General features: G+C 63.5%; 3 protein-coding genes. All 3 read right to left on the bottom strand.

Features of this window, described 5'->3' with window-relative positions; genetic code table 11:
- Positions 1-37: 37 nt before the first annotated feature.
- From tnpC to HOP52_RS19465, 3 genes are read right to left on the bottom strand one after another with little or no spacing between them, the layout of a single operon-like run.
- Positions 38-1639, bottom strand: a complete 1602-nt coding sequence (gene tnpC / locus HOP52_RS19475) for an IS66 family transposase (RefSeq protein WP_238979191.1) — start codon at positions 1637-1639, stop codon at positions 38-40.
- A 44-nt stretch (positions 1640-1683) separates the two neighbouring features.
- On the bottom strand, positions 1684-2040 hold the full coding sequence (gene tnpB / locus HOP52_RS19470) for an IS66 family insertion sequence element accessory protein TnpB (protein ID WP_238979190.1): 357 nt from the start codon (positions 2038-2040) through the stop codon (positions 1684-1686).
- Positions 2040-2246 (bottom strand): hypothetical protein, encoded by a 207-nt coding sequence (locus tag HOP52_RS19465; protein ID WP_238979189.1) that lies wholly within the window; start codon positions 2244-2246, stop codon positions 2040-2042. The genes tnpB and HOP52_RS19465 overlap by 1 nt, the downstream gene beginning before the upstream one ends.
- Between the last annotated feature and the right edge of the window lie 80 nt (positions 2247-2326).

The following is a 2326-nucleotide window of genomic DNA, read 5'->3' as shown; positions in this document are numbered from 1 at the left end:
GTAAGCGGTCCAGCAACCCCATCTGTTGCGGCGTGAGTCAGTTCGGTAGAGTGTCTTTCCAACGCCAAGGGAGCAGGCAGTCGAGGTCGTCATCCTCACCGAGCATCGGCAGGGTCTCGAACACGAACTGCAGGTACTCGTAGGGCGAGAGGCCGTTGACCTTGGCCGTCTCGATCAGGCTGTAGATGGCCGCGCTAGCGTGGGCACCGCTCGGCGTGTGACTGAAGAGCCAGTTCTTGCGACCTACCACATAGGGACGAATAGCGTTCTCGGCCAGGTTGTTGTCCAGCGGGATCAGGCCGTCATCGAGGAATCGTGTCAGGCGGTTCCACTGGCCATCCAGGTAGTGCAGCGCCTTGCCCAGCGCGCTTTTCGGCAATACTTGGTTGACCGATTTGTCGAGCCAGTTACGTAGCTGGGTGATGAGTGGGCGGCTCTTCTGCTCGCGCAGCGCCTGGCGCGCTTCGGGATCCAGCGTCTTGGCTTGTGTCTCCACGGCGTAGAGCTTGCGGATCTGGTTGAGCGCCCAGTCGGCCTTGCCGGTCTTGCCCTTGGGCTGCACTTTCTGAGCCTCGACGAACTTGCGGCGCGCGTGAGCCCAACAGCCGGCGTGGGTGATACCGTTCTGCCGTACGACTTCGGCATAGCCCTCGTAGCCATCGGTGACCAGGCGACCGGCATAGTCACCCAGCAGGCGTATGGGCACCCGTCCGGCTCGGCTGGCGTCATAGTCGAACAGCACCACCTGTTGGCCTGGCGGCCCGCCGCGCTGCAGCCACATGTAGGACGTTGAGCTCGCCGGTCGGTCGGCTTCGGTGTTGACCTGCAGGGTGGTTTCGTCCATATGAATCAGCGGGGCCTGCAGTAGGTGTCGCCGTAGCGCCTCGATCAGCGGTGCCATCCGATCGCCGGTTTGCACCATCCAACGCGCCAGGGTGTTGCGTGGGATTTCGGCCCCGTGTCGGGCAAAGATCTGGCTCTGCCGGTAGAGCGGCAAGGCATCCTGGTACTTGGCGGTGGCCACGTAGGCCAACAGCGTGGCGCTGGCGTTGCTCTTGGGCAGCAGCTTGGCCGGCGCCGGGGCAATCTGCACGCCTTCTTCGCAGACCGGGCAGCCGTACTTGACGCGTACATGGCGGATCACCTCGACCCGCGCCGGCACGACGTGCAGCTCCTCGCTGATTTCTTTACCGATCTCCTTGAGCTCGGTGCCGTCGTGGCGGCAGTGACGCGCCTCGTCAGGCAGTTCGTGAACGACCTCGACGCGGGGCAGTTCGGGTGGCAGGGCCACCCGGCCGCCGCGGCTACGGCGCTTGGCCGGCTGGCGGGGCTCTGCCGTCGCGTCCGCATCGTCGTCGGTCACGACATCCAGGTCGGCGGCATCCTCTTCATCGGCCGCCACTTCGGCCTCGTTGATGAGGAGGTCACCCTGCGCGACGCGATACTTTTCGGTGGAGGGGCCGAACTGACGCTCGATGGCCAAGCGGAACTGCTCGAACAACGCGGCCTTTGCGGCTTCCCACTGGGCCTCCTTCTTGGCCATCAAGGCCAACAGGCGGTCATTTTCAGCCTCGGCGGCAGCCAACTGGCGTTGCAGTTGGTCGACGGTATCGGCGGTGTGGGAAGCGCTAAAGGTCATGCGGGTATGTTACCGAATCCTGGCCCTCAAGGGGAGTGTCATGACTACCCAACCGATTGAAAATCCAGGGCCTTGTGCGGTCGCATGGCGCTGAGGTCGTAGCCATCGAGCAGCCAGTTCAGCTCCTGGCCCGAGAGCGTGACGGTGTCTCCCTCCAGCCGGTCGGGCCACTTGAAACGCTCCCGCTCCAGGCGCTTGTACCAGACCACGAAGCCATTTCGCTCCCAGAACAGCAGCTTCACCTTGTCACGCTGGCGGTTGCCGAACACGAACACCGCCTCCTCGAAGGGGTTGAGCTCCATGGCCTCCTGGACCAGCAGAGCCAACCCATCGATCTGCTTGCGCATGTCGACCGGCTCGCGGCACAGATAGACCCGCAGTCCGGTGTCTGGCCGAATCATCAGACCACCTCCACGGCGACGAAGCGCAGCGGCCGATGGCGAGGTGGTACCGGCACATCCTGCACCACCAGGCGCTGCTCCCACGCCAGCAGTGACGCAAGATCCAGCCCCTGCTCGTTGGCGTACTCGCTCAGCGGCAGTTGCCGAGAGGAGGCATGGAACAGATGGCCCAGCCAGAAGGCTTGTGTCGAGGTCAGTTCGGTCATGGTGTCCTCCTTGGTGTCGGATGACACTAGTCTGACGGACACTATTCAGCTGCATAAGATGGGGTTTATGGACCGCTTAC

Origin of the sequence: Billgrantia campisalis (assembly GCF_022341425.1) — a bacterium.
GTDB lineage: Bacteria > Pseudomonadota > Gammaproteobacteria > Pseudomonadales > Halomonadaceae > Halomonas > Halomonas campisalis.
The sequence above is the reverse complement of the archived record's forward strand: the minus strand, read 5'-3'. Positions and strand labels throughout refer to the sequence as shown.

What these genes read in the sequence shown, in the direction of transcription:
- tnpC (WP_238979191.1), bottom strand. Translation starts at nt 1,639, where the DNA reads ATGACCTTTAGCGCTTCCCACACCGCCGATACCGTCGACCAACTGCAA.
- tnpB (WP_238979190.1), bottom strand. Translation starts at nt 2,040, where the DNA reads ATGATTCGGCCAGACACCGGACTGCGGGTCTATCTGTGCCGCGAGCCG.
- HOP52_RS19465 (WP_238979189.1), bottom strand. Translation starts at nt 2,246, where the DNA reads ATGACCGAACTGACCTCGACACAAGCCTTCTGGCTGGGCCATCTGTTC.